The sequence below is a fragment of the Bifidobacterium olomucense genome (assembly GCF_012932375.1).
Lineage (GTDB): Bacteria > Actinomycetota > Actinomycetes > Actinomycetales > Bifidobacteriaceae > Bifidobacterium > Bifidobacterium olomucense.
In genome coordinates this window covers 17633-42868 of sequence record NZ_JAAIIG010000007.1, presented here as the reverse complement: position 1 = coordinate 42868, position 25236 = coordinate 17633, and the positions used below count along the sequence as shown (strand labels likewise).

22 protein-coding genes and 1 pseudogene are annotated in these 25236 nt (G+C 56.3%); 19 read left to right on the top strand and 4 right to left on the bottom strand.

Annotated elements, in window-relative coordinates:
* The first annotated feature begins 209 nt into the window (after positions 1–209).
* From G1C97_RS08195 to G1C97_RS08160, 8 genes are all read left to right on the top strand, one after another.
* A complete protein-coding gene (locus G1C97_RS08195; protein ID WP_169241352.1) occupies positions 210–917 on the top strand; it encodes a GntR family transcriptional regulator in 708 nt (235 codons plus the stop codon).
* A 320-nt stretch (positions 918–1237) separates the two neighbouring features.
* Complete coding sequence (locus G1C97_RS08190) at positions 1238–2584, top strand: PTS sugar transporter subunit IIC (RefSeq protein ID WP_205832572.1); 1347 nt, start codon at positions 1238–1240, stop codon at positions 2582–2584.
* A gap of 207 nt (positions 2585–2791) precedes the next feature.
* Positions 2792–3091 carry a PTS sugar transporter subunit IIB gene (locus G1C97_RS08185; RefSeq protein WP_169241351.1) on the top strand — a complete coding sequence of 100 codons (300 nt, stop codon included), beginning with the start codon at positions 2792–2794 and terminating at the stop codon, positions 3089–3091.
* 36 nt (positions 3092–3127) lie between these two features.
* Positions 3128–3472 (top strand): PTS sugar transporter subunit IIA, encoded by a 345-nt coding sequence (locus tag G1C97_RS08180; protein ID WP_169241350.1) that lies wholly within the window; start codon positions 3128–3130, stop codon positions 3470–3472.
* Positions 3473–3479: 7 nt separating this feature from the next.
* Complete coding sequence (locus G1C97_RS08175) at positions 3480–4910, top strand: 6-phospho-beta-glucosidase (protein ID WP_169241349.1); 1431 nt, start codon at positions 3480–3482, stop codon at positions 4908–4910.
* A 39-nt stretch (positions 4911–4949) separates the two neighbouring features.
* Entirely contained in the window at positions 4950–5210 is a 261-nt protein-coding gene (locus G1C97_RS08170; protein ID WP_169241348.1) for an HPr family phosphocarrier protein, read from the top strand.
* The gene (gene ptsP / locus G1C97_RS08165; protein ID WP_169241347.1) at positions 5210–6838 is read left to right on the top strand and encodes a phosphoenolpyruvate--protein phosphotransferase; all 1629 of its coding nucleotides are present in this window, start codon (positions 5210–5212) and stop codon (positions 6836–6838) included. The genes G1C97_RS08170 and ptsP overlap by 1 nt, the downstream gene beginning before the upstream one ends.
* 456 nt (positions 6839–7294) lie before the next feature.
* Positions 7295–8629, top strand: coding sequence for an MFS transporter (locus tag G1C97_RS08160; protein ID WP_417852221.1), 1335 nt, complete (start codon positions 7295–7297; stop codon positions 8627–8629).
* Between the two features lie 33 nt (positions 8630–8662).
* On the opposite strand, the gene G1C97_RS08155 is transcribed toward G1C97_RS08160, so the two are convergent.
* Positions 8663–9313, bottom strand: coding sequence for an alpha/beta hydrolase (locus tag G1C97_RS08155; RefSeq protein ID WP_169241345.1), 651 nt, complete (start codon positions 9311–9313; stop codon positions 8663–8665).
* Between the two features lie 352 nt (positions 9314–9665).
* Here G1C97_RS08155 and G1C97_RS08150 point away from each other — a divergent pair, with 352 nt between their 5' ends.
* The 5 genes from G1C97_RS08150 to G1C97_RS08130 all read left to right on the top strand — a co-directional run bounded on the left by G1C97_RS08150 (position 9666) and on the right by G1C97_RS08130 (position 14169).
* Positions 9666–10325 (top strand): amino acid ABC transporter permease, encoded by a 660-nt coding sequence (locus G1C97_RS08150; protein ID WP_169241344.1) that lies wholly within the window; start codon positions 9666–9668, stop codon positions 10323–10325.
* A complete protein-coding gene (locus G1C97_RS08145) occupies positions 10312–10986 on the top strand; it encodes an amino acid ABC transporter permease (RefSeq protein ID WP_100496657.1) in 675 nt (224 codons plus the stop codon). Before G1C97_RS08150 ends, G1C97_RS08145 begins: the two co-directional genes overlap by 14 nt.
* Complete coding sequence (locus G1C97_RS08140; protein WP_240951073.1) at positions 10979–11842, top strand: amino acid ABC transporter ATP-binding protein; 864 nt, start codon at positions 10979–10981, stop codon at positions 11840–11842. The genes G1C97_RS08145 and G1C97_RS08140 overlap by 8 nt, the downstream gene beginning before the upstream one ends.
* Positions 11843–11910: 68 nt before the next feature.
* Entirely contained in the window at positions 11911–12813 is a 903-nt protein-coding gene (locus G1C97_RS08135) for a cysteine ABC transporter substrate-binding protein (protein ID WP_169241343.1), read from the top strand.
* A 126-nt stretch (positions 12814–12939) separates the two neighbouring features.
* Positions 12940–14169 (top strand): trans-sulfuration enzyme family protein, encoded by a 1230-nt coding sequence (locus tag G1C97_RS08130; protein WP_169241342.1) that lies wholly within the window; start codon positions 12940–12942, stop codon positions 14167–14169.
* Positions 14170–14315: 146 nt separating this feature from the next.
* On the opposite strand, the gene G1C97_RS08125 is transcribed toward G1C97_RS08130, so the two are convergent.
* On the bottom strand, positions 14316–15611 hold the full coding sequence (locus tag G1C97_RS08125; protein WP_169241341.1) for an O-acetylhomoserine aminocarboxypropyltransferase/cysteine synthase family protein: 1296 nt from the start codon (positions 15609–15611) through the stop codon (positions 14316–14318).
* 237 nt (positions 15612–15848) lie between these two features.
* A complete protein-coding gene (locus G1C97_RS08120) occupies positions 15849–16706 on the bottom strand; it encodes a transporter substrate-binding domain-containing protein (protein WP_169241340.1) in 858 nt (285 codons plus the stop codon).
* A 269-nt stretch (positions 16707–16975) separates the two neighbouring features.
* Here G1C97_RS08120 and G1C97_RS08115 point away from each other — a divergent pair, with 269 nt between their 5' ends.
* Positions 16976–18319 carry an amidohydrolase family protein gene (locus tag G1C97_RS08115; protein WP_169241339.1) on the top strand — a complete coding sequence of 448 codons (1344 nt, stop codon included), beginning with the start codon at positions 16976–16978 and terminating at the stop codon, positions 18317–18319.
* Between the two features lie 179 nt (positions 18320–18498).
* Here the strand turns inward: G1C97_RS08115 and G1C97_RS08110 are convergent, their stop codons facing one another.
* A complete protein-coding gene (locus G1C97_RS08110; RefSeq protein ID WP_169241338.1) occupies positions 18499–19638 on the bottom strand; it encodes a dipeptidase in 1140 nt (379 codons plus the stop codon).
* Between the two features lie 348 nt (positions 19639–19986).
* Here G1C97_RS08110 and G1C97_RS08105 point away from each other — a divergent pair, with 348 nt between their 5' ends.
* The 5 genes and pseudogenes from G1C97_RS08105 (at position 19987) to G1C97_RS08085 (ending at position 25215) form a co-directional block, all read left to right on the top strand.
* Positions 19987–20856 (top strand): transporter substrate-binding domain-containing protein, encoded by an 870-nt coding sequence (locus G1C97_RS08105; protein WP_169241337.1) that lies wholly within the window; start codon positions 19987–19989, stop codon positions 20854–20856.
* Positions 20857–20947: 91 nt separating this feature from the next.
* Positions 20948–22072, top strand: a pseudogene (locus tag G1C97_RS12310) (Ldh family oxidoreductase).
* 102 nt (positions 22073–22174) lie between these two features.
* Positions 22175–22894 carry an amino acid ABC transporter permease gene (locus G1C97_RS08095; RefSeq protein WP_169241336.1) on the top strand — a complete coding sequence of 240 codons (720 nt, stop codon included), beginning with the start codon at positions 22175–22177 and terminating at the stop codon, positions 22892–22894.
* Between the two features lie 37 nt (positions 22895–22931).
* A complete protein-coding gene (locus G1C97_RS08090; RefSeq protein WP_169241335.1) occupies positions 22932–24038 on the top strand; it encodes an iron-containing alcohol dehydrogenase in 1107 nt (368 codons plus the stop codon).
* A gap of 79 nt (positions 24039–24117) precedes the next feature.
* Positions 24118–25215 (top strand): methionine ABC transporter ATP-binding protein, encoded by a 1098-nt coding sequence (locus G1C97_RS08085; RefSeq protein ID WP_169241334.1) that lies wholly within the window; start codon positions 24118–24120, stop codon positions 25213–25215.
* Positions 25216–25236 lie beyond the last annotated feature (21 nt).

Here is a 25236-nt window from a genome sequence, read left to right as displayed (position 1 = left end):
TTCATTCGAATGAATTTTGGGGTAAGGTGGCGTGTCTCCATAAAGACTTTGGCCTTCAAATGTCGGGATTATGCCGTGGTTTCAGGTGGTTCCGCCATATACTTGAAATTATTCGAATACTTGAAGGTTATGTGGCGTTTGGTGATATGAGGTGTCTCGATGTCGAAGATATCGCTGGCCGCATGGTTTTCCCCATAGGAGGAGTAATTATGGCTGCGAAGCAGCATGAATTGGCAACGGACCTCGAGCGTCGTATTGCCGCGGGGGAGTTCTCTGAGACCAATAAGCTACCCACGGAGGATCAGCTCATTGAGCAGTATGGGGCATCTCGGTATTGCGTGCGTGGTGCTATCGCTGTGCTTGCTGAGGCGGGTGAGGTGTTTCCTGTACGTGGGTCTGGCGTATTTGTGCGCGAGGACCGTGAGGGCATGTACATGCCAATCAGTACGTCCTATGGCATTGCGGCTGACTTCCCGGATCGGAAGGTTGTTTCGATGGTGCGCGAGCTCGCTTTGACCCGCACGGATGAGAAACTGGCGAAACGTATGCGCTGCGACGTGGATGCACCGGTGTGGCGTGTGGTGCGTCTGCGGTGCGTGGATGATCTACCGATTAGTTATGAGACAGCTTGGTATCTCAAGGAATATGTGCCGTTCCTCAATGAGGAGATAGCATCCGGGTCGTTGTACCGATATATGCGTGAGGATCTGGGATTGCGTTTCGGCTTCACCGACAAAGTAATCCATATGGACTGGTTGGGCGCGGAGGCTGCGCGCCAGTTGGGGCTTGAAGAGGGGGACCCCGCGATTTGCATCGAGGATGATGCATTCCTGTCTAATGGCAAGCTGTTCAATGCTTCATACAACCTGTATCACTACAAGAACGCGAAGTTCTACTCAATGGCGTCGATGCGTTGACGTGGTAACGTACCAAAACCGCTGAGGGACGGTGATATTCATTGAATTTGGCGGTGGCTGCACGATTGCGGCCACCGCCAAAAAATTATTCGAATAAATTTTGACATGCGGTGTGTCGCGATAAGTTAACAATCCGTCAAAAACGGCGGATTTCCAACGATTTCATGCGGGAAATACACGTTTTTTCATTAATTTGACTCTCGGTCACTAACGGCGTTATGCTACAACATAGTTGTTCGCATAAATCGTTGATTAACGAATAACTGGACACTGTAAAGCTCGGGCATAGTAGCTTGAGCTTCCAAGGAAGGAAAATAACGATGAAGGAGAAAATGCAAGCCATCGGCGATGCGATGCTGAATGGCTTCATGAAGTTCGCCAGCCTGAAGGCGCTGGTGGCTCTGAAGGATGGCTTCATCCTGACCATGCCAGCCACATTGATTGGCTCGCTGTTCCTGTTGCTTGCCAACCTGCCGTTCGAGGGCTATAGCGATTGGATGGCCGGAATCTTTGGCGATATGTGGAACGTCGGCCTCAACCAGGTCACCACCGCAACGTTCAACATCCTGGCCATCATCGTCGCGGTCGGCATTGGTTATGCTTACGCCCGCAACGAGAAGTGCGATGGAATTTCCTCCGGCCTGCTTTCTCTGGTCGCATTCTTCATCGTTTCCCCGTCCTCGATGACCCTGTCCAAGGATAACGTTGAGGCCCTCGGCAACAAGACCGCCGAGCTTACCGGCATCTTCAACCAGACCTGGACCGGCTCCAACGGCATTATTTCCGCCATTATCATGGGCCTGCTCACCGGCTGGGTGTACACCGCCTGCATCAAGCACAACCTGAAGATCAAGATGCCTGATGCCGTGCCGCAGGGCGTTACCAACGCCTTCTCCGCCCTTATCCCTGGCCTGTTCGTCATGACCGGCTCCGCCATCCTGTACCACCTGTGCAAGGCCTTCGGCGGTCTGTCCCTGACCGAGCTCATCTTCAAGATTCTGCAAATCCCGCTGCAATCCCTGACTGATACTTGGGCTGGTGCCATCATCATTATCCTGCTGATGTCCCTGCTGTTCTGGTGCGGCATTCACGGCGCCAACGTCGTTTCCGGTGTGGTTACCCCGTTGCTGCTTGCTAACACCCTGAGCAACCAGAAGCTCTTCGATGCCGGTGTCGTTCCCTACACCAAGGCCAATGGTTACCACTACCTGACCCCGCAGGTCATTGACTGCTTCTGCAAGTACTCCGGCGTTGGCCTGACCGTGGGCCTGCTGGTCGCAGCTTTGATCTTCGCCAAGTCCGAGCAGATGCGCACAGTCTCCAAGTTCTCCATCGTGCCTGGCATCTTCGGCATCAACGAGCCTGTGATCTTCGGCCTGCCGATCGTCTTCAACCCGATTATGCTCATTCCGTTCATCGTGAGCCCGCTCATCGCCATGATCATCATGTACGGTGCAATCTCCGTCGGATTCATCGCTCCGTTCGGTGCCGTCCAGGTGCCGTGGACCACTCCGCCGATCATCTCCGGCATCATCCTGGGTGGCTGGAAGGCCGCGCTGCTGCAGGTCATCATCGGTGTGATTTCGGTCTTCGTCTACTACCCGTTCGTCAAGATGCAGGACAAGATCTGCCTCGAACAGGAAGCCGGCGCTGCCGAAGCCAAGTGATCTGATTCATCACAACGTGTGTCCGGCTGCGTGAACGAATTCCCTTCGCGGCCGGACACATAACCTAAAACTTGCCCCCTACCTAACTTGCCAACTGGGGCGTGACGCTGGTTATCACATCGGAGACGCGCCCCGGTATTCATTCTTTGAGTCAACCCAAAACATACTTTCCAAAAAACAAACCGATTCATTTCAAAGGAGAAAATCATGAAGATCGTACTGTGCTGCTCCGATGGTATGTCCACCAGCATCCTGGTTCGCAAGATGCAGGATGCCGCTGCTAAGCGTGGAATGGACGCTGACATCTCGGCTATGCCTGTTTCCACTCTTGAGACCAACGCTCAGGATGCCGATGTGATTCTGCTCGGCCCGCAGGTTCGCTACATGCTCAGCGATGTCAAGAAGGAGTTCGAGAGCAAGCCGGTTGAGGTCATTGCTCCGCAGGATTACGGCATGGCTCGCGGCGACAAGGTTCTGGACTTCGCCCTCAAACTCGCTGGCAAGTGATCGAACGCGGCAGCAAGCACTAGAAAGACAATGACGATGGCAGAAGAAATGGATCTTGAAATGACCTGCTTCCAGCTGATTACTGCAGCTGGAACCGCTAAGTCCGATTACATTGAAGCGCTGAACAAAGCCAAGGAAGGTGACTTCGAAGGTGCTCAGGCCAGCCTTGACGAGGGCGACAAGAGCTACCAGGAAGGCCACAAGGTGCACTCTACGCTGGTGCAGCAGGAGGCTTCCGGCAACCCGGTGAAGGTTGGTCTGCTGCTCATCCACGTTGAGGATCAGATGATGGCCGCTGAAGTGTTCCGCCAGATGGTCGTAGAAATGATCGATCTGTACAAGCGTCTCGATGGCAAGACCTCGGACGGTCAGGACAAGTGATTTGCCGATGAAATTCCCTGATGGATTCCTGTGGGGCGGTGCCGTTGCCGCTCACCAGCTGGAAGGCGCATGGAATGTGGATGGCCGCGGCCCAAGCATTTGCGATGTGCTTACCGGTGGCGCGCACGGTGTTGCCCGTGAGATTACCGATGGCGTAGTGCCTGGCAAGAACTACCCGAACCAGCGCGGTATCGACTACTACCACACCTTCCGCGAGGATGATGCACTGTTCCAGGAGATGGGTTTCAAGTGCTTCCGCACTTCGATTTCCTGGTCCCGCATTTTCCCGAACGGTGACGATACCGAGCCGAACGAGGCCGGTCTCAAGTTCTACGAGGAGCTATTCAAGGACTATCGCGCCAAGGGTATGGAACCGGTGGTGACGCTCTCGCACTTTGAGATGCCGTTGCATCTGGCCAAGATGGGTGGCTTCACCAACCGTAAGGCGATTGACTGCTTTGTGCGCTTCGCCACCACGGTAATGGAACGCTACAAGGATTTGGTCAAGTACTGGTTGACTTTCAATGAAGTCAATAACCAGATGGAAATGCACACCGCCATCTTCCCCTACACAAACTCCGGCATCATTCCCAATCCGAATGATACGAAGCATGATGTGGAGCAGAAGGTCTGGCAGTCCATTCACAACGAGTTCGTGGCTAGCGCACTAGTGGTTCGCAAGGGTCATGCAATCAACCCGAACTTCCAGATTGGCTGCATGCTCGCTATGGTGCCGATTTACCCGGCCACTTGCAACCCAAACGATGTAATGCACGCAGAGATTCTGATGCGCGACCGCCTATTGTTCGGTGACGTGTACGTGTATGGCGAATACCCGCACTACCTGTTGAACCGCTGGCAGCGCGAGGGGTTCCATATCGCAATGAACCCTGGCGACCTTGAAATCATCAAGGAGGGCACAGTCGATTTCATCTCAATCAGCTACTACATGTCCGCTGCGGTGCAGGCGAACAAGGTTGATGAATGGGATGGTCACGGTTTGCCTGGCCAGGTGCGTAACCCGTACATCGAAGCTACGGACTGGGGATGGCAGATCGATCCGGTGGGTCTGCGCTATGTGCTGTGCACACTGTACGAGCGCTACCGCAAGCCAATCTTCATCGTTGAGAACGGCATCGGCATGTACGAGAGTCCGGATGCGAACGGTTATGTGGAAGACAACGCACGTATCTCGTACCTGCGCGAACACATCGCCCAGGTTGGCCGTGCCATTGCGCTGGATGGCGTTGAGGTCATGGGCTACACGGTCTGGGGCTGCATCGACGTCATCTCCTTCGGTACCGGCGAAATGAAGAAACGCTACGGCATGATCTACGTGGATGCCGACGATTACGGCAAAGGTACGTACTGCCGAACCCGTAAGAAGTCGTTCTACTGGTACCGCAACGTTATTGCCAGTAACGGCGAAGATCTGTAACGCATTATTAGACGCATCAAGCGTACAAGGAGCAATATTATGTCTCAGGAATTCAAGTTCACTGTGTCCGACCCTGCGGGCATGCACGCCCGCCCGGCCGGCCTGTTGGTGGCCAAGGCCCGCGAATACGAATCGAGCATCATCGTCAGCTATAACGGCAAGTCTGTGGATGCCAAGCGTATTTTCGGCGTCATGGGGCTCGGCGTTAAGCAAGGCGACGAGGTCACTGTCAAGGTTGAGGGTAATGACGAGGACAAGGCTGCCGCCGAGTTCGAGCAGTTCCTCAAGGAGAACCTGTGATGAAGACGATACAAGGAGTCGGGGTTTCCGCGGGCATTGCCATTGGTGAAGTCCGCGTGCTGGATACCGCTGACCACGCTGTGGAACGTCGCGTAGTCGATGATCCGCAGGCTGAGGTGGAGCGTTTCCGTGCGGCCCGTGACGAGGCTGTCGCCCAGCTCAAGCAGCTGCGTGACAAGACCGCGGCGGAGTTTGGTGAAGGTAAGGCGGAGCTGTTCGATACCCATCAGCTTATGCTGCAGGATCCGGATTATGTGGAAAGTATCGAAGATCTGATTGCGCAGAGCAAAGTGAACGCAGAGTTTGCGGTCAACAGCACTGCCGAACAGTTCGCCGCCATGTTCGCCGCGATGGACAACTCGTACATGCAGGCGCGCGCCGCCGATGTCAAGGATGTCTCTCGCCGCGTGATCAACGTGCTCGAAGGCAAGCGTGGAGGAGCCGCTGAAGATGAGGATGGTGGCGAGAGCCGGATCATCCTTGCCGAGGACTTGGCTCCCAGCGAGACCGTGCAGCTCGACCGCGCCAAGGTGCTCGGCTTCGTGACCGCCAAGGGCTCCGCGAACTCGCACACCGCAATCCTGGCCCGCACGATGGGATTGCCGGCCATCATCGGCATCGGCGACGCTTTCAATCCGGACGACGACGGCCATACCGCAGTGATTGACGGCACCAGCGGCCTGGTGTTCGTTGACCCGGATGAGAAGACCCTCGCTGAATACCAGGGCAAGAAGGCCAAGTACGAGGAGCACCTGCGTCTGCTGCAGGAGCTCAAGGGCAAGCCTACCGAAACCAAGAGTGGCCAGAAGGTTCGCCTGTATGCCAACATCGGTCGTCCTTCCGACGTGGCCGCGGTGCTAGCCAACGACGCCGAAGGCATCGGCCTGTTCCGCAGCGAATTCCTGTACTTGGAAAGTGAGGACTACCCGACCGAGGAGTTCCAGTTCCAGGCATACAAGGAAGTCGCGCAGAAGATGGGCGACCGACTCGTCGTCATCCGCACGCTCGACATCGGCGCGGACAAGCAGGTCGGCTACTTCAACCTGGAGCATGAGGCCAATCCCGCCCTCGGCTACCGTGCCATCCGTATCTGCCTGACCCGCCCGGAGATTTTCAAGGTGCAGCTGCGCGCTCTGCTCAGGGCCTCGGTGTACGGCAACATCGCCATCATGCTGCCCATGATCACCTCGGTCGAGGAGGTGCGCGACGCCAAGAAGATTCTCGAAGAGGTCAAGGAGGAGCTGCGCGGCGAGCACATCGACTTCAACGAGCACATCCAGGTCGGCATCATGATCGAGACGCCTGCCTCGGTGATCATGGCCGACGAACTGGCCGCCGAAGTCGACTTCTTCTCCATCGGCACCAACGACCTGACCCAGTACACGCTGGCATGCGACCGGCAGAACCCGAACCTCGGGCGTTTCGCCGACCCGCATTCGCCAGCCGTGCTGCGCATGATCAAGATGGCCACCGAAGCCGCGCACCGCCATGGCATCTGGTGCGGCATCTGCGGCGAACTCGGTGCAGACCTGAGCCTGACCGACATATTCCTTGAAATCGGACTCGACGAACTGTCCGTTTCGCCCACCAGCGTGCTGCCTCTGCGCAATGCCATCCGCAATCACTGAGTAATACTACAAGGCGCTAATGGCCCGCCCTGCAACATATGTTGTGGGTGCGGGCCATTGGCGTATCTGTGGCTATGCTGCTTACCATCTGTGCCATGTTCCAGGAATTGGACATGGTGCGCCGGATTCAAGTGGCATGTCAACGTTGATGATTATGGTCAGCAACTATGTGTTCTATGCGTTGCATGATGACGATGGCGCGATTCGCGCTCAAGCCTGCGATCTAACGGGTAAGTGGGCCCACGGGTGGGCCTATGCATGTCTGGATTCGCGCTGATGACTGCGCGTTGGCATGCCGGTTTGTCGTATGCAAATCAATGTTTGGATAGCATGCGATGCGCAAGTAAGCGGCTCTGTTCCAGTCCGCTCATCGCGCATCGAGAGAAAAAAAGAAAGTTAAGAACACGTATGTCCCAATCTTCTGTGGAAGAACCAACTGTGTCTGAAACCGGATGGATGCGGCGCGCCGCGCTGCTGCTCACTGGTCAGGCCTTCTCGCTGCTTGGCTCCAGTGTGGTGCAATTCGCTATCTGGTGGTGGATTGTGCTGCAAACCCGCACCGGTTCGGCCATGCTGCTGGCCACATTGTTCGGTGTACTGCCGCAGTCGCTGGTCTCGATCTTCGGCGGCCCGATGGCTGACCGGTACAATCGCAAGGCGCTGATTATTCTGCCGGATCTGATTATTGCCGGCGTGACGGTGTTGCTGTCCATCAGCTTCGCACTCGACTGGGCAAGCCTGTCGCTGATTTTCGTCGTGCTGCTTATCCGCTCGGCGGGCGGCGGTATTCAGCAGCCGGCGGTGCAATCGTTTATTCCGGACGTGGTGCCGGGCGGCAAACTGCTGCGTGTCAATGCGATATTCGGCGTGATTGATTCCGCGAATCGCATCGCAGCGCCGGCGCTCGCCGCCGTGCTCGTCAATCTGGTGCCGTTGTGGGCAATTTTGCTAGTGGATGTGACCACGGCGGTGATCGGCGTGGGCTTTGTGGCGATGATTCGTGTGCCGCGTGCGGTTGTGCAGAATACTGTCTCGCGGGATAGCGCTGTGTCGGATAGGGAAGCGGAAGCGCAGGGGAGTGACGCTGCTGTGTCCGCTGATTCCACAGCCGCGAATCCTCTCGTGGTCCTGCGCCGCACCTTTGTCGATCTGAAGATCGGCTTGACCTATGCGATGCGTCATCCGTATCTTAAGGGCGTAATTCTGGGCGACGCGCTGACCTGCCTTGTGGCGGTCGCGCCGATGAACTTGACCTTACTGCTCATGACCCGCGAATTCGAGGGCATCGATCTGAACCTCGGATTCGTGAACCTCACCACGGCTTCCGACAAGCTCGCCGCCAATGAGCTTGGCATGAGCGTCGGTATGCTGCTTGGCGGCGCGCTGATGTCCGTCATCGGTCCCAAGCTGTTGCGCAGAAGTGTTGCTCAGATGTATGCGGTTGCGTTCGGCATTGCCATGGTTGGCATCACGGTTATTGGGTTGGGTGTCGCCCGAAATCTGCTGCTCTACCTCATCATTGATGTATTGAACGGCGTTGCCTCGGCGGTCTGCGTCGGACCGATGCGCACCGTGATGCAGACCGAATCGGACGAGTCGATGGTCGGCCGCGTGTTCGGGCTTGACACCATGCTTTCCACGCTTGGCATGCCGCTGGGCATGCTCATCTTCGCGCCGCTCGCCGATGTGATTCCCATTGCATGGGTGTTCGTGGCCGGAGGCTTGCTCGCTGTACCGGTTGCCGTATATGTGTTGATGCTCTCGCGTAAGGATGTGCCGGTAGACGATTGACGGGTGCCGGATTGGCTGCCGGCACTGCGCTGGTCACCAGATCTGGGGTCTGACCAATCCGTTGGATTCCAGGAACCGCTGAATATCACGCAGTTCCGGCATATTGATGGAGTGCGCCATCCCAGGGTAGATGCGTTCGGTAAGCGTGCCGTGTTCATTCCAGAACGCGCTCATCGCCTCCACGTCGGCTTTGGGGAAGATGTCGTCAGCGGATCCATGACCGTAGAATACCGCCGGCTTGAGTTCGGACAACAGTTCGTCCGTTTTCACTGGCCCTGGTGCCAGCCAGCCGGAGCATGAAATAGCGGCGGTGTATCGCTCGGGATACATGCGCAGCATATGCCCTGCCAGAAGGCCGCCTTGCGAGAATCCCATTACCGCCACTGGGCGTTCGGATGGGATGTTCTCGCTTACCCATGCGTCGATGGCTTGGCATGCCGCCGCAGCCTGCTTATCCAATGAGGCACCCTCCGGCACTCCTTCATGAGCCCAGTCGCCGAACCACGTGTACCCCATACCGTAGGCGATTGGTGCTTGAAGGCTGGCGTAATCCGCAGATCCGGCACCGCAATAGTTCAGGATGTCCGGCAGATCGTATTCGTTGGAGCCCCATCCGTGAAGCAATACAAACACAGGGGAGGAGCTGTTGCCCTTCATGCGGGTCAATGCCTTGGAAATCTTCATAACGCACAGTGTAGTCCGCCTGATTTGGCCTATGGCAAACGCAACAATGATGCTGCGTCGCTTGCTATGCGATTCTCGATCGGGAGTCAGCCGAGCGCGAACAATTCGTTAACGGCCCATAAATAACCGTTATAACTGTTCAGTCCTGCCGCATTCCCTGATACTCTACGATAATCCAAAGGGGGCTGTATTGGTTCAGCCCCTTATGTCGTATTGTACGCATATTGCGTTGTGTCGCGATGCGTGCCGTGGACAGAATGGAAACGAACACCGATTCAATCGGTGGACGTTACCCCGGAAACTATGAGAGAAGCCAAGTTTATGAGAGAACCGGAGAGAAAGGAGCGCATCCGTGGTCTTTGACTGGTCGTTTGTGGCACGTTATGCGCCTTTCTTCGTCAACGGCACGCTGATGACCTTATTCATTTCCGTGTTCGGCATACTGCTCGCCATCGTGGTGGGATTGGCGTGCGCCGGCATCGAGATCGCTCGGGTTCCAGTGCTTCGCCAAATCGTACGTATATATATTGAGCTCAGCCGCAACACTCCATTGCTGGTTCAGCTGTACTTCCTGTATTTCGGTTTGCCGAAGCTGGGTGTGGTCTGGTCTGCTGAAACCTGTGCGATCGTCGGCCTTGGATTCTTGGGCGGATCGTATATGGCCGAAGCGATGCGCGGCGGTCTGGAAGCCGTACCTAAGGTGCAACGCGAAAATGCGTATGTTCTGGGATTGACTCCGATGCAATCCATCACCCACGTAGTGATGCCGCAGGCCATATCCACTGCGATTCCCGGCATCGTTGCCAATGTGATCTTCCTGTTCAAGGAATCCAGCGTGGTTTCTGCCATTGCGCTGGCAGATGTGATGTATATGGCCAAGGATCTGATCGGCATGTATTACAGCACCTATGAATCGCTGTTTATGCTGGTGATCGCCTATCTGGTGATTCTGCTGCCGATCTCCGTCCTCGGCACGTGGCTGGAAAGCAGGTTCGACTATGCAAGGCGCTGAAATCCTCCTGCAGCCCGGCGTATTTCCCCGCCTATTGCAAGGCCTGTGGGTCACGGTGTGGATCGCCGGCGTATCCGTGGGCGTCTCCATTCCGGTCGGTCTCGTGGTCGGCTGGCTGATGACGCTCAAGAATCCGGTGGTGCGTGCACTGATGCGCATCTACCTTGATTTCATCCGTATCATGCCGCAACTGGCATTGTTGTTCCTCGCCTACTATGGCTTTGCTCGATGGTTCGATTGGAATCTGGATGCCACCGGTGCCTGCGTACTGGTATTCATCCTCTGGGGTGGCGCGGAACTTGGCGATCTGGTACGCGGCGCATTGCAATCCATTCCCAAAGTGCAGTACGAGTCAAGTTATGTGCTGGGATTGAGCCCGTGGCAGACCTTCAGCCGTGTGATTCTGCCGCAAGCCGTTCGGCGACTGTTGCCGGCCAGTGTGAATCTGGCCACACGTATCGTCAAAACCACGTCATTGGCTGTGCTGCTCGGTGTTGTGGAGGTCATCAAGGTGGGCCAGCAGATCATCGACGCGAACCGATTCCAGTATCCGTCAGGCACGCTGTGGATCTACGGAGTCATCTTCTTCATGTATTTCATCGTGTGCTGGCCGTTGTCCATCGTGGCTCGCCAGCTGGAAAAGAGGTGGTCCCATGACTGAACCCGCCCAATTCAATACCGACAACGCCGTGAACGACGAGGCGGTGACCGCGTTCGAGACCTCCGCCCCGTCGCCTTCCTCGGATTGCAAGGGATTCGAGGTCCGGCATCTGGTCAAGCAGTACGCCAATGCCGACAAGCCGGTGCTCAACGATATCTCCTTCAAAGTGGAGCACGGCACCGTGCTTGTGGTACTGGGACCGTCCGGATCGGGCAAGTCGACGTTGCTGCGCACCATCGCCGGGCTTGAACCGATTCAGGGCGGCACTATCTCCATTAATGATCAGGTGATTGATGAAGGTCGTCCGGGCACCGAAAAAGCGGGCCGATCCAATCGTTCGAGCGCTTTGCGCACGCGGATCGGCATGGTGTTCCAAAGTTACGACTTGTTCCCGAACAAAACCGTGCTCGGTAACATCACGATGGCTCCGCTGCTGGTGCAGAAACGAGATAAGGCCCAAGTGGAGGCTGAGGCGTTGAAGCTTCTGGACCGTGTTGGCCTTGCCGACCGTAAGGATGCGTGGCCCCATGAGCTTTCCGGCGGTCAGCGTCAGCGCGTGGCCATCTGCCGTGCGTTGATTCTCCATCCGGAGGTATTGCTGCTGGATGAGATCACTGCGGCGCTTGACCCGGAAATGGTGCGTGAAGTGCTGGATGTGGTGCTGGAACTGGCCAAGGCCGGTCAGACCATGCTGATCGTCACCCATGAGATGCAGTTCGCACGAGCCATCGCCGATCATGTGATTTTGTTGGACGGCGGTCACATCGTGGAGGAATCGCACGATGCCTACGCTTTCTTCGCACATCCGCAAACCGAACGTGCGCGTCAATTCCTGCACACTTTTGAATTCGAGTGATGGTTCGATAACGAAAACCGATACATCAAAGAGTTACCACAATAGTCACCACAGAGAGGAAGAAACCTATGACTATCAAGGTAGGAACAACCATCAAGTCCATCATCGCCGCAGGCGCAGCGCTGATCATGGCTGCCTCCGTGGCGGCCTGCGGTCCGTCCGCCGCAACGCCGAGCGACACTGCTTCGAGCGATTCCGGCAGCTCCTCCAGCGCAAACGCCAAGGCCCGCAGCCTTGACGAGATCAAGAAGAGCGGCACCATCAAGATCGCTGTCTTCTCCGACAAGGCACCGTTCGGCTATGTTGATCAGGACGGCAAATACCAGGGGTACGATGTGGTCTTCGCGGAGCGTCTGGCTAAGGACCTCGGCGTCAAGGTCGAGTACACGTCCGTGGACCCGGCCGCCCGTGTGGATGTGCTGACCTCGAACAAGGTGGATCTGGTGCTCGCCAACTTCACTGTGACCGACGAACGTAAGGAGAAGGTCGACTTCGCCAAGCCGTACATGAAGGTAGCTCTCGGCGTCGTATCCCCGGAGAGCGCCGAAATCACCGATGTCAGCCAGCTTGACGGCAAGACTCTGATCATTGCCAAGGGCACCACCGCCGAAACGTACTTCGAGGAGAACTACCCGAACGTTACGTTGCAGAAGTATGACCAGTACGCCGACGCCTACAATGCGCTGCTCGACGGCCGTGGAGACGCCTTCTCCACCGACAACACCGAGGTGCTCGCTTGGGCCAAGGCCAACAAGGGATTCAAGGTAGGCATCACCAAGCTTGGCGATGAGGACACCATCGCGCCGGCCGTGCAGAAGGGCAACAAGGAGCTGCTGGACTTCGTGAACGAAGAGATCGCCAAGCTCGGCGAGGAGAACTTCTTCCACAAGGACTATGAGCAGACTCTGGAACCGGTCTACGGCGATGAAGTCAATCCTGACGACATCGTGGTGGAGAACGGCGAGCTCTGATCGATCGATACATAACCTCCCATAACCAACGCATATAACAACGCCGGCCTTCGGGCCGGCGTTTTGCGTTATCGTCTAAAACGTACCGAACATCACATGAATTCATAACCGTAAAGGGGGTGCGCAATGACCAGATTCAATACCCAGCTTGTTCATGGACTGCCGGTTGATGACAACAACACCGGAGCTGTGAACCCGCCGATCTACAATTCAACGACATATGCCTTCGAGAGGGTCGATGCGATGCCTCGCTACGATTATGCGCGCAGCGGCAACCCTACTCGCGATTTCCTCGAACGCCAGATCGCACAGCTTGAACATGGCGATCGTGGCTTCGCTTTCGCTTCCGGACTGGCCGCCATCCATGCCGTGCTGAGCATATTCAAGCCCGGTGATCGCATCGTCGTGGGCAAGAACATCTATGGTGGCACGTATTCGCTGTTCCATGAATATTTCGCCGATCGCGGTCTGGTGTTCACTCCGGTGAACACCCATGACGCGCAGGCGTTGGAGAATGCCGTCGCGGCGCAGCCGGATCGGAACATTCCTGCGGCCAAAGCTGTCTACTTTGAGGTGCTTACCAATCCTCTGCTCGATGTCAATGATGTGCGGCTCATCGCCAACATCGCGCATCGCTATGGTGCCATCGCCGTCGTGGACAACACCTTCGTGACCCCGTACCTGCAGCGTCCTCTTGATCTCGGCGCGGATGTGGTCATCCATTCCGCCACCAAATATCTTGCCGGGCATTCCGACGTGAACGCTGGGTTGGTAGTCACCCTCAGCAAGGAGATCGGTAACGCCATCTACTTCGCGCAGAATCGTTTTGGCGGTGTTCTGGCGCCGACGGAATGCGACGCCGTGCGTCGCGGCATTCAGACGCTCGCCCTGCGCATGGACCGTCAGCAGGCCAACGCCAAGTCCATCGCCCAATACCTGCTTGCTCATCCACTGGTCAAAACCGTCAACTATCCGGGTCTTCCGGGGCGTGAACGTGAGCTGGCCGCCAAGGGATTGCGAGGTGCCGGCGGTGTGCTGAGCTTTGAAGTCGTGCCCGGTGTGGATCCTGCCGACGTGCTCAACAATCTGCATATCTTCCATTTGGCGGTCTCGCTTGGTGCGGTCGAATCGCTCGCCGAACTGCCTTGTCGCATGACCCATTTCGAACTGCCGCGTGAAGAAAGGCTCAAGGTGGGTATCACCGATGAGCTGGTGCGTCTTGCCGTGGGCATCGAAGACGCCGCTGATCTCATCGAAGATCTGGGGCAGGCCTTCGACATCGCCTATGAGTGCTATCTCCAACGGCATGGGGGCGAGGATGTGTTCGGCAAGATCGCGGAAGGCGTGTTCGCCTGAATCGCAACTGGAGCATTCGGAGTCTGAATGACGAAGGTCGGCGTCAATAATTGACGCCGACCTTCGTCATTGTTGCTTATTGGTTCTGGTAACAAAAAATAAGCGGTCATCACAATCAGATGGCCGCTTATTCCAAGCTGTCGGTTCTAGTACGCGGAGGCAATGGCCTGATCGAGATCCGCGATGAGATCGTGTGCGGATTCGAGCCCGATGGACAGTCGGATGAGATTATCGCTCACTCCAGCGGCGATACGCGCCTCGGCGGGCACCTCTCGATGGGTGATATGCGCGGGGTCCACAATCAATGAACGGGCGTCGCCGATGTTCGGGACATAGGAGAACAACCGTGTGCCGTCGATGATTCGACGTACGTTGTTGGCGTCGCCGTCCACCAGGAACGAAAGGATCTGTCCCACGCCGCGAGGGAAATACTTGCCGACCAGCTCATATTGCGGCGTATAGCCCAGACCGGAATAGTTGACCTTGATGACATGTGGACTACGGGACAGATGTTCGGCGATCGCCTTTGCGGAGGCCACCTGCTGGGCAACCCGCTGAGGCAGGGTCTCCAATCCGATGAGGGAGAGATAGGCGTTGAACGGGCTTGCCACTGCGCCGAACGTACGCAGATACTTGATGCGGATACGTTTGATGAAGGCGGCCTTGCCGAACTTTTCGGCAAAACTGTGCCATTGGCCGGTGCGGTCGTCGCTGATGACTTGTTGGCGAGCGGTGAATTGGGGGAAGCGGCCGTTGGCCCAGTCGAAATGACCTCCGTCGATAACCGCTCCGCCAATGGCGTTGCCATGACCGGTGATGCCCTTGGTGGTGGAATGGACCACGATATCTGCGCCGAAGAGAATCGGATTGAACAGATACGGTGTCGGTACGGTGTTGTCCACGATAAGGGCGACGCCATGTCGATGGGCAAGCTCGGCCAATGGCTCGACATCCAGGATCGTGGTGGAAGGATTGGCTACAGTCTCTGCGAAGATTGCGCGTGTGTCCGGTCCGATCTTGGAGGCCACTTCGTCGAGATCGTTGATATTGCTTACAAAATCGGTGTGAATGCCGAACTGGGGCAAGAAGTCGCCGAGCGCGTCCACGCTGGCACCGTAAAGATTCGTTGGGGCGATGATACGGCCGCCGCCTTCCGCGGCGCACATCAGTGCGTAGGTTACGGCTGCCATGCCGGAACTCACCGCAACGGCACCTATTCCGTGCTCCAAGACGGCAAGGCGCTGCTCCAGTGCATCCACAGTGGGATTGGCCACACGTGAGTATTCGAAGCCTTCGGCTTGGCCTGAGGCGAGTGCGTCGCCTCGTAATGCGTTTTCGAGATCGAATGCCGCTGAGGCGTAGATCGGAGGTACTGCGGCATGTCCATGTTCGAGCGGGTCGTACCCGGCATGAATGGTTTGCGTACTGAAATCGGTGACCATCAATTCCTCTTCTCGTACCAATGCGATGCGTTGAAAAACGGTTCTGCATTTGAACTTAGCAAGTTTTACCGGCTGACACTGGCAGAAAGATATTGCGATTGCCGATATACACCTATAAGCCGTGGCTATAGAACAATGGTCTTTTCGACGGGTGTTCCATAGCCACGGCTTATGTCAGAGCTGAACAATGCTTGTCGGAGTCTTCGGCAAGAGTGGGTATGCAAGACGGATGGGAAGTTATTCTTTGCTGTAATCCTTGCCGAAGTGTTTGATCGATATCTTGGAGAGAGTACCGTCCTCGATGATCTCCTTCAGCCCTTTGTCGAAGGCTTTCTTGGCTTCGGTGCTCTTCTCGTCCTTGCCGAAGACGAAGTAGGATTTGTTTCCTTGATTCGCCTGCTCATCCTTCGGCAGATCCACGACCTTCAGATCCGTGCCATGCTCCTTGGCGTAGTCCGCGGCAGTGGTGGCGTTGACCACAGTCGCATCGGTCTGTCCGTTTTCGGTGGCGAGTAGAAGATCCGAGGCGCTGCCATCGGTATGGACGAGGTCTAATGCCTGATCCGGATGCTCGTTATTGTAGGCTTCTACAAGGTTTTGTACCGCTGAACCGTTGGAGAACGTACCTACTTTCTTGCCTGCCAGATCCTTGAGACTATCTACTTCCCCGGTAATTCTATTGGTGTTGTATGCAATGGCAAAAGTGATATTGAGATAGCCTTGGTCGCTGAACTGGTATTTCTTTTCGCGCTCGGGATTTTTAATGAGATTGTTTGCCACGACTTGGTATTGACCGGCGTCCAGTCCTAAGAATAAGGATTGGAAATCAGTGGAATTCCAGTGCAGCTTTATTTCCGGTACCTTCTCGTCAATGGCATTGGCTACGTCATAGTCGTAGCCTTCAAGCTTGCCTTGGTCGTTTTTCCATACATATGGACGAGACGCTACGCTGGATGCAATTTCTATAGTGGTGACGCCGTTGTCGTCGGTGTTGTTTGCGGTCTTTGCTGTCGAATCGGTGTTTGAGCATCCGGTAAGTAGTGTTGCTGTTGCAAGGATTATGACGCCGGTGGATACGGCACTGCGGAAATTCATTATATTGCCCCTTCTTATTCATGGCGTAATTATCATCGCATGATATGCGTGCGCCATATAAAAAATGCTAGCAAATGATGAGGTGGTCAATGGGTGATTATCTATATGCATAATTTATATAGCGTTTGATTTTCAATTGATTGTTGACTGCGATATCACATTCAAAAAAATAGTTATTACTGTTTTTAATCTGCCGCTGTAATGCGGTCTTACACTGAAAATGTTGGGCATTGATACGTAAACAATAAAACTGCAATAAAGGTGGGGGAATGGCGTATTCTGTTGCTGAAAAACACAGTATTCGCGAGACGTTGTCGAAGAATAACCGCGTTATCGCTGCAGGCATTGTGTTCACAGGCGTGCCTGGACAGGTGATTCGCAATGGTGCTGTGGCCATTGCCGGTAAGCGCATTGAATGGGTGGGGTCGGATGCCGATCTGCCCGCTCAGTACAGAAGCTGGCCATATGAGCAGTATCCGGATTCGACGGTTCTTCCCGGTCTTGTTGAAGCGCATGCGCATCTCGGTACCGAATGGCGGGAACAGAGCGAACCGGATGTCATCGATCCGTTGCCTTTGGAGCAGGGATGGAATGTCCTCCAATCGTTGCATGAAGCACAGCAATTGGCTCTTGTCGGCGTGACGGCTGTTCAATCGTTGGGCTCCAGATACTATGCGGATGTGGTGGTTCGAGAGGCGATCGAACAGGGGCTCGTAGCTGGACCTCGCATCGTTGCCGCCGGCGCGATACTGACACCGACTGCCGGGCATGGTTGGAAGAACGGTTCAGAAGTCGATTCGGAATCGGAGATCCTCCGCGCCATCAGGGAACACCACAAAGCCGGGGTGAATGTGATCAAGATCGCGGGAACCGGTGGCTTTTTGAGCAAGGGATCAGCCCAATGGAAGCCTCAATTCAGCATTGAAGAGCTGAAAATCGCCACTCGGGAGGCTCATCGCCTCGGCAAACGCGTTGCCGTGCATGCGCACGGCACGTTGGGAATCGAGTATGCCGTCGAAGCGGGAGTGGATTTCATCGCGCACGCTTCGTTCGTCTCCGACGATGGCGTGACCTGCTTCGTTCCTGAACTCGCCGATCGTATAGCTCAAGCCGGCATCTATGTTGACGTGGCTTCGGCCAGAACCTATCCTCCGGTAGCTGACGAGCCTCGATCTCCTCGCGCCTACGAACTCTACCGGCATGGCGTAAAGATTGTCGCCGGCCATGATGTCGGCATTTATGGCGTGACACCTTCCTACTACGTGTATGGACTTCGACAACTCGCAAAACAAGGCATACCGACAGAGGAGATTCTCATTTCCGCGACCTCCAGAGCGGCTGCGGCGATCGGATTGGCCGGTATTACCGGGGTCCTTCAGTCTGGATACGAGGCTGACATCATCGTAGTGGAGGGCAATCCGTTGCAGGATTTGGTTTCATTGGAAAAACTGCAGCAGGTGATTTTGCGGGGAGACAGGTTCCTGCCGCAATCATCTCATGATTTCTGCGATTGGACGGACGACTTCGATTATCTGCGGAACAATACGGGCGTGCAGCATGCGCTTGAAACACGGTTCGCCTACCTGCAAAGGCAACAGATGCAGCAGTGGTGATGCATCTGTAGTGGTGATGCATCGGTCCCGTGGTCTATGTCGTCCCTCCTGACACGGGACCTGCGGCATAGGATCGAACTTGGGCCGGTGATATGGTTCGGTCTCCTCGGAAACATCAATCCCGAGGAGACCGAACCATATCACCGGCCCATTCACCGAGTCAACGGATGCGCAAGGAATCAGCGTGCCGTGGCCAGTTCCTGCACATGCTGCCAGACGGCAAGAAGGTTGCCGCCGACGATCTTCGCTGTGGTCTGCTCGTCGTGACGGCGTGCGATCTCATTCACCACATTCGCCGTATCGGCGTGATTGAGCCAGCCGGCAATGCCGCCGCCGTGATTGAAGTCCGAGGCGAAGCCCACGTGATCGGCGCCGGCGACATCGATGACATGATCGATGGCATCGGCCAAAGTCGATACTGTGCTATGCGGCCAGCCATGGCGAACAGCCGTATGATATTCCTTCAGATAGTCGCCGAACTTCTGCGCATCCCAATCGGCCGTCTCCTTGTCGAGCGTCTCGTAATAGTCTGCAGGGCCGGCGTAGCGCGGCAGGCCGAACCGTTCGCGCAGATCTCCGATTGCCTTGGCGATATCCGGATCGGATCCGCGGAACGTGAGGTATCCGTCAAAGGCCACCACTTGCACCAGTCCATCCTGGTCGGCGATCTGACGGATCTCGTCGTCGGACAGTGCACGGTCCACTGGACCCACTATGGATTTGAGTCCGTTGTGCGAGGCGATAATCGGAGCTTGCGAATGCTCAAGCGCCAGCTTGCGCGCAGCGGGAGAGAGCTGCGCGGTATCCACGATTACACCATGCTCATTGAGCAATGCGATGGCTTCGAGCGCCAGCTCGCTCAAGCCCTGTTCAGCCCCAGGCACGCTGGCATATGGATAGGGACGTGCTGATTGAGCCCATTGGTTGCTGCCGATGAAACCGAAGTCGAACACGCTTACGCCACGATCGATCCAACGGCGTACATCTTCCAGCGTGGTGAGCGGACGTGCGTTCTGGAAGCCGAGAATGAAGGAGAACACGCCATTGGCGGCGTTGCTGCGTACCTCATCCGCCGAACGAGCCAAGGCGGCCTTGCCGTTTGAATCGGCAACCGTGCGGACGATGGCCTGATAGGTTGCCTCCAGCTCATCGGAGCCGGTGCCGGCAGCGGCGGTGTTGGGAATGAGCCCGGCGTGCGCGGGAACGACGGCGGCGTTCAGACCGCCCTTGGCGGCTTTGCTCAGATCAAATGTGATATTGCCGTCGTGTTGGGCCAGATCGGTATGGCCATCGATGACGATGCGCTCTAATTGAGTCATGGATTGTTCCCCTCTGTGAATGATGCATGATGTGAAGGCGTCCCGCATGCCGCGGTGACGATCGTAAAGCGACTTCCAGTGTAAAAAGAGTGTGATCGGGCCACGCTGGAACATCTATAAATGTTTGTTTGAACGATTCATCGCACATAGGATTCAGGCCGGGATTGAGCGGCGTATAAGCAAAGCGTATAAGCGACAGCGCGTTTGACCTGTGTCGTGATGTTAGGTTAGATGTCATTGCGCAAGCAGGTTGGTCGGTCATGCCGTACGCGGCGTCAGGGAACCGATGTTCTGGTAACGCGAATGGAAGGCTTGCGCTCGTCATATACGGGAAGGAAAGGGAACTTCATGACTGCTCGTCGTATTGCTGCTGCGGGACTCGCTGTACTGGTTTCTCTCGGTTTGCTGGCCGGATGCTCGAATACGGATGGCGGTGCATCGGCTTCTTCGTCATCCACGAAATCCGATTCGAATTCGAAGGTCACCACCATCGAGATCGCTTCCGGTGTGGCCTCCAAGCCGTACACATGGAAGAACGACAAGGGTGAGCTCGAAGGCTATGACATCGATGTGGCCAAAGCCATCGATGAGAAGCTGCCGGAAATCAAGCTGCACTGGAATTCCACGGATTTCCAGTCCTTGTTCCTGGGTGTTGACGCCGGCCAGTATCAGGTGGTGGCCAACGATGTATTCAAGAACGCCGAACGTGAGCAGAAGTACCAGTTCAGCGACCAGAGCTATCTCAACGTCACTTACGCGATCGCCTACAACCCGGAACGTTTCGACGGTAAGGTGAGCAGCCTCAAGGATCTTGCCGGCAAGACCGTCAGCACGTTCTCCGATGGCTCTGCGGTGCAGAACCTGCTGGAGGCTTTCAATAAGGATAATCCTGACGAGGCCAGCAACCTGGTACATGGCGACTACAGCGCCGGCGATCTGCTGCTGACTGTGGAAAACGGTCAGGCGGACGCCACCGTGGTGAACGGTCCTACCGCTCAGGTCTATGCCAAGGAGCATGGCACGGATCTGAAGGTGGTGGATCTGCCAGCTGATGAGCAGGGCGGCCAAGGCAACAAGGCATACTTCCTGTTCGGCAAGGATGAGAAGAGCACCGAAGCCAAGAAGGCCTTCGACAAGGGTCTGAAGGAGATCATCGACGACGGTACTCTGTCGAAGATCTCCATCGAACATTTCGGCGTAGACTACACCAAGAACTGAGCATAGGAACCGACCATTGCGGTATTAGGCCGAACAGTTCGGTATGAGTTCGGCAGGCGCCTTGCAATGAGGCGCCTGTTCGTCGTCAATTATGGAGCGTGAAATGACAGTGCATGCAACGCATGACAATCGGAACCGATATGCTGTATCCGTTGTGCGGCAGACGGTTCGGGACATCTACCTTGCCTACGGGTTCAGTGCCGCCGACAGTGAGATCGTGGCCGATTCGTTGGTGTTCACCGATGTGAACGGCATCGAATCGCATGGCGTGCAGCGATTGAGCATGTATGACCGTAAAGTTCGGCGAGGCAAGGTGCGTGTGCATGCGGACAGCGAAATCGTTCACGAGACGCCGCTCTCCGCAACGATTGACGCGCATTTCTCCATGGGGCAGGTGGCCGGTGCCAAGGCCATGAAACTTGCCATCGCCAAGGCTCAGGCTCACGGCATCGGTTTTGTGGTCGTGCGTAATTCGAACCATTATGGCGCGTCGGGCTACTATGCTCAGCTCGCCGCCTAACAAGGTCTCATCGGCATCTCCAGCACCAATACCACGCCTGGAGTTCTACCGCTGTTCTCCACTCAGGAGTATCTGGGCACCAATCCGATTGCCTTCGCCGTGCCGGCCGAACCGCATCCGTTCTTCTTCGATGCGGCCACCAGTTGCGTGGCGCAGGGCAAGGTGGAACTGTATGCGAAGCGTAATGAGCCGTTGCCGGCCACTTGGGTGGTCGACCGACAGTATCGGACGGTCACCGATGCTGAAGCGGCCGTTCCCAAACTGGACGCCAAGACCGGAGAGTTTGCGCTGGTGCCTTTGGGCGGGGTCAGCGAATACACCGGCGGACATAAAGGCTATGGTTTTTCGATGGTGGTCGAGTTGCTGACTGGAATTCTGGCTCAGGGCCATCTCTCCCATGAGTCCAAAGAGTCGGATATCAACACCGCATTGTGCCATAACTTCATAGCCGTGGATCCGGCGCTGTTCGGCGATCGCGAAGCCATTTATCAACGGTTCAGCCAATTCCTCGATGAGGTGCGGGCCTTGCCGCCAGTCGAGGGGCATCGGGTCTACGTCCATGGAGATAAGGAAGCGATAGCCCGCGAAGAGAGAACGGCGCATGGTATCCCGCTATATCCGCAGACCGAGGATGAGATCCATGAGATTATGAGGCGACTCGGACTCGATACCGCCCAGTTCGCGCCATTGGTGTAACGTTCGACGCAATCGAGCGGCAGCAAGACCCGGTGAGCCGAAACTCGATGAGCCGAAACCCCCGTAGGACATCCCAGATTTCACCGCGCTAGGAGCATTGCCATGAGTACAACCATTTTCGATTTCAACTTCTTCCTTGGAGTATTTCCCAAGGTTATGCCGTATTTCCCGATTACCGTGCTTATCGTGGTGGTGGCATTCGTGGGAGGCGTGCTGCTGGGCTTCGTCTGCGCGTTGATCAAGCTGACTCGCATACCGGTGCTGGTCCAACTGGGTGACCTGTATGTGTCCTTCATCCGTGGAACACCGTTGCTGGTGCAGCTTTATCTTATCTATTTCGGCATCCCCATCGGCATCCGTCTGTGGAACGCCAATTTCGGAACTGATTTCTCGGTACAGGGCATCCCCGCCCTGCTCAGCGTGCTGATTGCGTACAGTCTCAATGAGGGCGCCTACCAGCGTGAGACCATTCGAGGCGCCATCGAATCGGTGGATCCCGGCCCTGTGGAGGCGGCCCGCTCCTTCGGTCTGACCGAATGGCAGGTCATGAGACGTGTGATTCTGCCGGATGCGTTGCGTATCGCAATCCCGAATCTCGGCAACAGTCTGCTCAAATTGCTGAAGAACACCTCGCTGGCATTCACTGTGTCGGTGATGGATATCATGGCTCAGGGCAAGATCATCGGCTCTCAGGGATATCGGTATTTCGAGGTGTACATCGCTCTGGCTGTCATCTACTGGGTGTCCTGCACGCTGCTGTCGTGGGTGATCAATGCTGTGGAACGTTGGCTCAACCGGTATCGTCGCGAAGCCGCTGAGTGAGATAGACAATAATCAATAGGGATGGGGATGCATCGTTATGAGTGATATTCGTATGCCTCACGCTTATGAGAACAGCGTGTCGATTGAAGACGCCGGTCCGCTGCTGTCCAAGCTGGGCCGTAGCGCCTTCGTGGTTGCTGGCCGGCGCGCGTTTGCCGCAGCCGGTCAGGCGTTGTCGAAGGCCTTGGACGGACAAGGTATCGACTATGTCGTGCATTATCTGGAGGGCGAGCCTACAGTGAGCAGAGCGGATGCCTTTGCCGCTGTGGCAGCCGGCCGCGATCTGGTTATCGCCTTGGGTGGTGGCAAGGTCATGGATTTGGCGAAGGCGGTGTCGCGTCGCACGGGCGCACGTCTGGTCACTGTTCCCACCATCGCCGCCACTTGCGCGGCCTGGACCAGTGTGTACCTGCTGTATACCGAGGATCACAAGGTGGACCGTCATGAATGGATCGACGGCGTGCCGGAACTGGTGCTGGTTGACAAGTCGGTAATACTTGCCGCGCCTGAACGATACTTGTTCTCCGGAGTGGGGGACGCCTTGGCGAAATGGTACGAAGAGTGCCATGCCGAGGACGATTCCACCATCGATCTGCTGTACCGTCTGCGCACCCGGATCGGGTCCCTGACTCGGGACACCTTGGAGCACGAGTTCCTGGACCGCTATGATCCTACGGCACCGCATGATATTGTCTCTGAGCTCAAGTCGGATGCGGTGGATTCCATTATGCTGCTTGCCGGCTTGCCGGTGGGATTCCGCCCGCATGCGCCTCGCAAGGCCGTGCCGCGGTTGGAGCTGGCGCATGCCTTCTACAATTCATGGACGTGGGTTCCCACGGCTATACGTCCTTTGCATGGTGAACTGGTGTCTTTCGGCGTGGCTGTTCAGCTGGCTCAGCAGGGTGCCGATGAGGCAACGCTGACGCAGTACCTGCAGCGCATTCACCGCATCGGACTGCCGGTCACCTTGGCGCAGACCGGCATCAAACGGGACGAACAGATTCATGCGTTGGCGACGTATGTTGTCGAGGGCATTCCCGGATACAGCGGCCCGTACCGGCAGCTTACCGTAGCCGGTTATGAACTCGCTCTACGCGAGGCGGATCGTATCGGTAGGTCCGTCGTCGCTGCCGACGCACAGTAAGCCGTACAGTAATCGGAGAACTCGTATCGCGTCACACCCCGCCGGTCATATCCCCATCCGTAATCGTCAGGAGCACATCATGAGTGAGACCATCCAAGAGAATACGTCGCAAGGCGCAACCTCTGAGCCCTTCGTACGCATCGAAAAGCTGAGTAAGACGTATCGGACCAAGCAGGGTGAGAAAACCGCGTTGCATGACGTCGATCTGTCCATTAGCAAGGGCGATATCTACGGCATCATCGGTCTGTCCGGTGCCGGTAAGAGCACGTTGGTCCGGTGCATCAACGGCCTGGAGCGTTACGACGGCGGAAGCCTGACCGTCAACGGGCGTGAGGTGAAGGATCTGACCGGTGAGCAGCTGCGTGGGCTGCGACGCAAGATCGGCATGATCTTTCAGTCGTTCAACCTGATCGAATCCAAAACGGTGGGCGCCAATGTGGAATTGCCGCTGCTGGATTCAGGCCTGGATAAAAACGCACGCAGCGAACGCGTTCGCGAGCTGCTGTCTTTGGTCGATCTGGAAGATCGCGTGGACAGTTATCCGGGCGAGCTGTCCGGTGGTCAGAAGCAGCGTGTGGCCATCGCCCGAGCGCTTGCCAACAATCCCGATATTCTGCTCAGCGACGAAGCCACCAGCGCATTGGACCCGAACACCACCCGTGCCATCCTGGCTTTGCTGCGTCGGCTGCGGGATAAGTTCGGTCTGACGATCATCATCATCACCCATGAGATGTCGGTGATTCGTGAGGTCTGCAATAGGGTCGCGGTCATCGACCACGGCACCATCGTGGAGCATGGCGATGTGTTTGACCTGTTTGCCAACCCACAGGCCGAACTGACCAAATCCTTCGTGGACACGACTTCCAATCTCGGCAAGGTACGTCGATTGATCGAAGCGCATTCTCCGCTGGTGGAGCCGAAGCCGGGGCAACGGCTCATTCGCATGAAATACGTGTCCAAGGAAGTGTCCGATGCGCTGGTCTCCGATATCTCCACACGATTCGGCGTCCGGGTCAACATTGTCTTCGGAGACATCGATGTGGTGGCGAACGCGCCGATCGGTGGCCTTGTCGTCATATTCGATGGTGCGAGCGACCAGATCGATGCGGCGATCGCGTATCTGAGGGAACGCAACATCAGCGTTGAAGTGTTGTTGCCGGCACCGGAAAACAGATGATTACGGCTGAGTACACATTTG

Coding starts and splice junctions, on each gene's coding strand:
- G1C97_RS08195 (WP_169241352.1), top strand. CDS start 210: ATGGCTGCGAAGCAGCATGAATTGGCAACGGACCTCGAGCGTCGTATT.
- G1C97_RS08190 (WP_205832572.1), top strand. CDS start 1,238: ATGAAGGAGAAAATGCAAGCCATCGGCGATGCGATGCTGAATGGCTTC.
- G1C97_RS08185 (WP_169241351.1), top strand. CDS start 2,792: ATGAAGATCGTACTGTGCTGCTCCGATGGTATGTCCACCAGCATCCTG.
- G1C97_RS08180 (WP_169241350.1), top strand. CDS start 3,128: ATGGCAGAAGAAATGGATCTTGAAATGACCTGCTTCCAGCTGATTACT.
- G1C97_RS08175 (WP_169241349.1), top strand. CDS start 3,480: ATGAAATTCCCTGATGGATTCCTGTGGGGCGGTGCCGTTGCCGCTCAC.
- G1C97_RS08170 (WP_169241348.1), top strand. CDS start 4,950: ATGTCTCAGGAATTCAAGTTCACTGTGTCCGACCCTGCGGGCATGCAC.
- ptsP (WP_169241347.1), top strand. CDS start 5,210: ATGAAGACGATACAAGGAGTCGGGGTTTCCGCGGGCATTGCCATTGGT.
- G1C97_RS08160 (WP_417852221.1), top strand. CDS start 7,295: ATGCGGCGCGCCGCGCTGCTGCTCACTGGTCAGGCCTTCTCGCTGCTT.
- G1C97_RS08155 (WP_169241345.1), bottom strand. CDS start 9,313: ATGAAGATTTCCAAGGCATTGACCCGCATGAAGGGCAACAGCTCCTCC.
- G1C97_RS08145 (WP_100496657.1), top strand. CDS start 10,312: ATGCAAGGCGCTGAAATCCTCCTGCAGCCCGGCGTATTTCCCCGCCTA.
- G1C97_RS08140 (WP_240951073.1), top strand. CDS start 10,979: ATGACTGAACCCGCCCAATTCAATACCGACAACGCCGTGAACGACGAG.
- G1C97_RS08135 (WP_169241343.1), top strand. CDS start 11,911: ATGACTATCAAGGTAGGAACAACCATCAAGTCCATCATCGCCGCAGGC.
- G1C97_RS08130 (WP_169241342.1), top strand. CDS start 12,940: ATGACCAGATTCAATACCCAGCTTGTTCATGGACTGCCGGTTGATGAC.
- G1C97_RS08125 (WP_169241341.1), bottom strand. CDS start 15,611: ATGGTCACCGATTTCAGTACGCAAACCATTCATGCCGGGTACGACCCG.
- G1C97_RS08120 (WP_169241340.1), bottom strand. CDS start 16,706: ATGAATTTCCGCAGTGCCGTATCCACCGGCGTCATAATCCTTGCAACA.
- G1C97_RS08115 (WP_169241339.1), top strand. CDS start 16,976: ATGGCGTATTCTGTTGCTGAAAAACACAGTATTCGCGAGACGTTGTCG.
- G1C97_RS08110 (WP_169241338.1), bottom strand. CDS start 19,638: ATGACTCAATTAGAGCGCATCGTCATCGATGGCCATACCGATCTGGCC.
- G1C97_RS08105 (WP_169241337.1), top strand. CDS start 19,987: ATGACTGCTCGTCGTATTGCTGCTGCGGGACTCGCTGTACTGGTTTCT.
- G1C97_RS08095 (WP_169241336.1), top strand. CDS start 22,175: ATGAGTACAACCATTTTCGATTTCAACTTCTTCCTTGGAGTATTTCCC.
- G1C97_RS08090 (WP_169241335.1), top strand. CDS start 22,932: ATGAGTGATATTCGTATGCCTCACGCTTATGAGAACAGCGTGTCGATT.
- G1C97_RS08085 (WP_169241334.1), top strand. CDS start 24,118: ATGAGTGAGACCATCCAAGAGAATACGTCGCAAGGCGCAACCTCTGAG.